Here is a 4,626-nt window from a genome sequence, read left to right on the forward strand (position 1 = left end):
TTGAGGTGGGGATCCCTGCTGTAAAACCTGCACTTGTGGCAGGGGATGCGGTGCCTTTGTCGAGCTTGATGCAAGAAGTCCGCGACTGCTGTGGCCACCGTCCACAACAGCAAGGCCAGCAACAGCCATGCGACGGCTCCGCTTAGAGGCGGCGGAAGAGATCTCACCCAGGGCACAGGGGATAGCTTGGTAGTCCCACACTAAAGTGCGGGGCGGAGAAGCCCGCCAGCAACTTAAGTTGCTCTCCCTTCGCGCCAGCGGGCCGGAGGCCTTAGCAAGCACCTGCTACGGTGGAAAACCTGAGCAGTGCAGAGCGTGGGGGCGTTGCTTAGCAAAGTAAGCAGAACCTTAGGGCTTTACCCTAGGGAAGTGGGTAGGGGCGTCTTGACAGCGCCTTTACGAGCCTGCTTGTGGACTGCGTAAGAATCCTCCGACTTTAGTCGGGGGAGTGTCAAAACAGGGTTAGGCTTAGCCAGATAACGGCCTGCTCCTCCCCCAGAGAGGAAAGGGCTGGCAGTGAGAGATCTCCCTGGCCCACGCTGAAACTCCAATCTAGTGGGTTTTGGAAGGGGAGCGCAGGGTGTGCCAGGGTGGAGATACAGGCGATAATAGCTTCAGCAACGTGCCCTACTGGGATCCTCTGCGATGGAAGCCTTCTTCGAGTTCCTTTGGTCTGCCTCGGCCGTTTTGCTGGTGATACTGGTGTTGTTGCATAGCCCCAAAGGGGATGGGCTGGCGGGCATCGGCGGCCAAGCTCAATTGTTCTCCAGCTCCAAAAGCGCCGAGCAGAACCTCAACCGCATCACCTGGACGGTAGCCACCCTCTTCCTCTCCATCAGCGTGGTGTTGGGGGCAGGCTGGCTCTCGGCAGCCACAGGCCCCTAGGGATCCCTGTCATCGTGGCGGTCATCTACTTGCACGGATTCGGCTCTGGGCCCCAATCGGCCAAGGCTACTTTTTTCCGGCAGCGGCTGCAGCAGCTTGGGATCTCTCTGCAGGTGCCCGATCTCAACCAGGGCAACTTTGCCCAGCTTACCTTGACCCGCCAGATCCGGCAGGTTTCTGAGCAGTTGGCGCAAATGGGCCATCCTCCCGTTACCCTTATTGGTTCTAGCTTGGGGGGACTGGTGGCCGCCTGGGTGGCTGAGCAGCAACCCTGCGTGCAGCGTCTGGTGCTCTTGGCACCGGCCTTTGGCTTTCTGGGCCATTGGCTGCCGCGGCTGGGGGCGGAGGCGGTGGAAAGCTGGCAACGCACTGGGCAAATGCCGGTATTTCACTACGGAGAAGGCCGTCCACTGCTGTTGGAGTACGGCTTTGTCACCGATGCCCAACACTACCCGGATGGGGCGTTGCGCCGGCCTGTGCCCACCCTGATTGTGCATGGGATCCGGGACGAGATCATTCCCATCCAGGCCAGCCGCGACTACGTGGCCCGTCGTCCTTGGGCGCAACTGGTATCTGTAGAGAGCGACCACGCCCTCACCGATGTGTTGGATCCCATCTGGCAGGTTACCAGCCGCTTTTGTGGCTGGGGGATGGCGACAGAGCAGCCTTGTTGCTAAGGGGATCCCTGTCCCGCGCTTGCCCAACTGTCTATGCAACCCGAAGCGCTCCGCGCCGCTGACGCGACTGCCGGCTTGCTTTTGGATATGGACGGGGTAATCGTGGATTCGGAGCCGATCCACGCCCGCGCCGGAGTCATCGCCCTGCAGCGCTGTCAGATCTCTCTGGATCTGGCTCCCATCTCCCTGCAGTTTAAGGGGCGCACCGACCAGGACATGTTCGAGTATCTCGTAGAACACCTGACGGACACCCCGCCCGTAGAACGATCCCTGCTGGTGCAGCGTTTGATCGAGGAAAAGGCCAAGGCTTTTGGAGAACTACTGGGAGAGGTGCCGCTGGTGCCAGGGGTGCTGGAGTTTTTGGCGGCTAGCCGCCGCCGCTTCTCGGCCCTCGCCCTCACCACCTCGGCCACCCGTCGGGATCAAGAGCAGATTTTCCAGCGCTTTAACCTGCACCGCTGGTTCGACGCCGTGGTTACTGCCGAAGATATTCGGCGGGCCAAGCCCGACCCCGAGCCCTATTTGAAAACGGCTGCCAAGGTGGGCTTGGATCCCAGCCGGTGTTTGGTGGTCGAAGACTCCACCCACGGGATCCGCGCCGCCAAGGGGGCCGGCTGCTTGGCAGTTGGCCTCACCACTGCTTTCACTGCCGAGGAACTGCGCCGGGCGGGGGCCGATGCGGTGGTGGACAGCTTTGCCGAGTTGGCAGCACTTCTGAGCTTGCCTGTATAGGGAGCACAGACCCATGCAGGATCCTCTCTCTCCAGCACCGGTTTTTTTACGGCAGGCCCTGGATCGCTATCCATTTACCTCGCGGCGACGGGTGGTGATGGGCAAACGGGGAGCCGTGGCCACCAGCCAACCGCTGGCAGCAATGGCGGGTATGGAGATGTTCTGGGCCGGCGGCAATGCCGTGGATGCAGCCGTGGCGATGGCGGTGGCTTTGACGGTGGTGGAGCCGACTTCCAATGGCATTGGTGGCGATGCTTTTGCGCTGGTGTGGGAGGGAGGGGAGAAGGGCCGGCTGTACGGCTTGAATGCTTCCGGTCGCAGCCCAGCTGCCCTGACGCCGGAGCGCTGTGTCGGCCAGATTCCCGCTTACGATTGGTTGGCAGTAACGGTGCCGGGGGCTGTTTCGGCTTGGCAAGCCTTGCACCGGCGCTGGGGACGGCTGCCCTTCGAGCGCCTGTTTGGGCCCGCCCTTCGCTTGGCCTGCGAGGGGTTTCCGGTTTCTCCCCGGATTGCCCAACTGTGGCAGGCGGCGGAGGCCACCTATTTGCCGCTGCCGGATCCCCGCCACGAGGCCTTCAAAGCCGTTTTTTTCCCCCAGGGGCGTGCTCCACGGGCGGGGGAGCGCTGGAGCAGCCCTCTGCATGCACAAACCCTGGCAGAGATTGCCCATAGTGGCGGCGAGAGTTTTTACCGGGGGGAGCTGGCGGAGAAGCTGCTGGCTTTTTCGGATACCACCGGCGGTCTCCTGTCCCGCGCCGACTTGGCAGAACATCGGGCCGACTGGGTAGAACCCATCCATACCGATTACCGCGGCTACACCGTCTGGGAGATCCCCCCCAATGGCCAGGGCATTGCCGCCCTGATGGCCCTCAACCTTTTGGAGGGTTTTGAGCTGGGTCGGATCCCCTACGAGGCCGGCGAGCGCTATCACCTGCAGATTGAGGCGATGAAGCTGGCTTTTGCCGATGTGAGCCGGCAGGTAGCGGATCCCGACTATTTACAGGTGAGTCCCGCCCAAATGCTGGATAAACGTTATGCCCAGCAACGGCGGCTGTTGATTGGTTCTAGGGCCATCCCCTTGGCTCAGCCAGGGCTACCTCAGGGGGGAACGGTTTACTTGGCCACAGCTGATGGCGACCTGATGGTGTCTTTGATCCAATCCAACTTCGACGGCTTCGGCAGCGGCCTGCTGGTTCCAGGGACAGGGATTGCCCTCCACAATCGCGGCACCGGATTTACCTTGGAACCCGGTCATCCCAACCAGGTGGGCCCGCGCAAGCGCCCCTACCACACGATCATCCCCGCCTTTCTTTCCAAAGATGGGATCCCTCTCGGCCCTTTTGGCGTCATGGGAGGGACGATGCAGCCCCAAGGCCATGTGCAGGTGGTGGTGAATCTGGTGGATTACGGCCTGAACCCCCAAGCGGCTCTGGATGCGCCCCGCTGGCGGGTGCTTCTCGACCAAGGGATCCCGCAGGTGGCGCTGGAGAGCACGGCCCCCCCTCAGGTGGTGGGAGAGCTTGCTGCGCGGGGCCACGCGGTGCAGGTGGTAGCTGCAGAAGAGGACTACGGCCTTTTTGGCCGGGGACAGATCATCTTTCGCGATGGGGATCACTTAATCGGGGCTTCCGAACCCCGTGCCGATGGGTTGGCCCTGGCCTGGTAGAAGGATCAGCTCATCACCATGCCACCGTCGATGGCGAAAACCTGCCCGGTGATGTAGGCTGCCGCCGGGTCGGCCGCCAAAAAGCGCACCAGCCCCGCCACTTCCGCTGGGGATCCCAGTCTCCCTAGAGGGATCTGGGCCAGGATGGGGCCGGGATCCAACTTCTCGGTCATCTGGGTGGTGATAAAGCCGGGGGCAACGGCGTTGACGGTGATGTTGCGGCTGGCCAGCTCGCGGGCTGCTGTCTTCGTCAGACCAATCACCCCTGCTTTGGCGGCGCTGTAGTTGGCCTGGCCGGGATTGCCCACCAGGCCCACCACCGAGGTGATGTTGATGATCCGCCCCTGCCGCTGCTTGACCATGATCTTGGCGGCTGCCTTCAGGCAGAGGAAGACCCCCGTGAGGTTGAGATCCAGCACCGCCTGCCAATCTTCCGGCTTCATGCGTAGCAGTAGGGTGTCGCGGGCCATGCCGGCGTTGTTCACCAGCACGTCCACCCGCCCCCAGCGCTCCATCACCTGCTCAAAGAGTTGTTCCACCGCCGACGGCTGGGAGACATCGGCGGCCACAGCCATCCCTTCGCCCCCCAGAGCGGCGATCTCCTGCACCAACGACTCAGCCTCGGCGGCGGAGCGGGCGTAGTTGACGACCACCTTGGCGCCAATC

Annotated in this window: 5 protein-coding genes; 4 read left to right on the forward strand and 1 reads right to left on the reverse strand. The window is 62.6% G+C overall.

The genetic code is table 11. The features are described from left to right. The first annotated feature begins 645 nt into the window (after positions 1-645). Genes secG through NW835_RS12530 form a run of 4 tightly spaced genes read left to right on the forward strand, consistent with a single transcriptional unit; the run spans position 646 to position 3,960 of the window. Complete coding sequence (secG, locus tag NW835_RS12515) at positions 646-885, forward strand: preprotein translocase subunit SecG (RefSeq protein ID WP_011431281.1); 240 nt, start codon at positions 646-648, stop codon at positions 883-885. Between the two features lie 14 nt (positions 886-899). Then, complete coding sequence (locus NW835_RS12520) at positions 900-1,562, forward strand: YqiA/YcfP family alpha/beta fold hydrolase (RefSeq protein WP_414378728.1); 663 nt, start codon at positions 900-902, stop codon at positions 1,560-1,562. A gap of 33 nt (positions 1,563-1,595) precedes the next feature. Beyond that, positions 1,596-2,294, forward strand: a complete 699-nt coding sequence (locus NW835_RS12525) for an HAD family hydrolase (protein ID WP_414366651.1) — start codon at positions 1,596-1,598, stop codon at positions 2,292-2,294. Positions 2,295-2,307: 13 nt separating this feature from the next. Continuing rightward, entirely contained in the window at positions 2,308-3,960 is a 1,653-nt protein-coding gene (locus tag NW835_RS12530; RefSeq protein WP_414386512.1) for a gamma-glutamyltransferase family protein, read from the forward strand. Positions 3,961-3,965: 5 nt separating this feature from the next. Here NW835_RS12530 and NW835_RS12535 read toward each other — a convergent pair. Then, the coding region (locus tag NW835_RS12535; RefSeq protein WP_414415456.1) for a 3-oxoacyl-ACP reductase family protein at positions 3,966-4,626 on the reverse strand (661 nt) is incomplete at its 5' end.

This window comes from Synechococcus sp. OH2 (assembly GCF_047462155.1).
Taxonomy (GTDB): Bacteria; Cyanobacteriota; Cyanobacteriia; order Thermostichales; family Thermostichaceae; genus Thermostichus.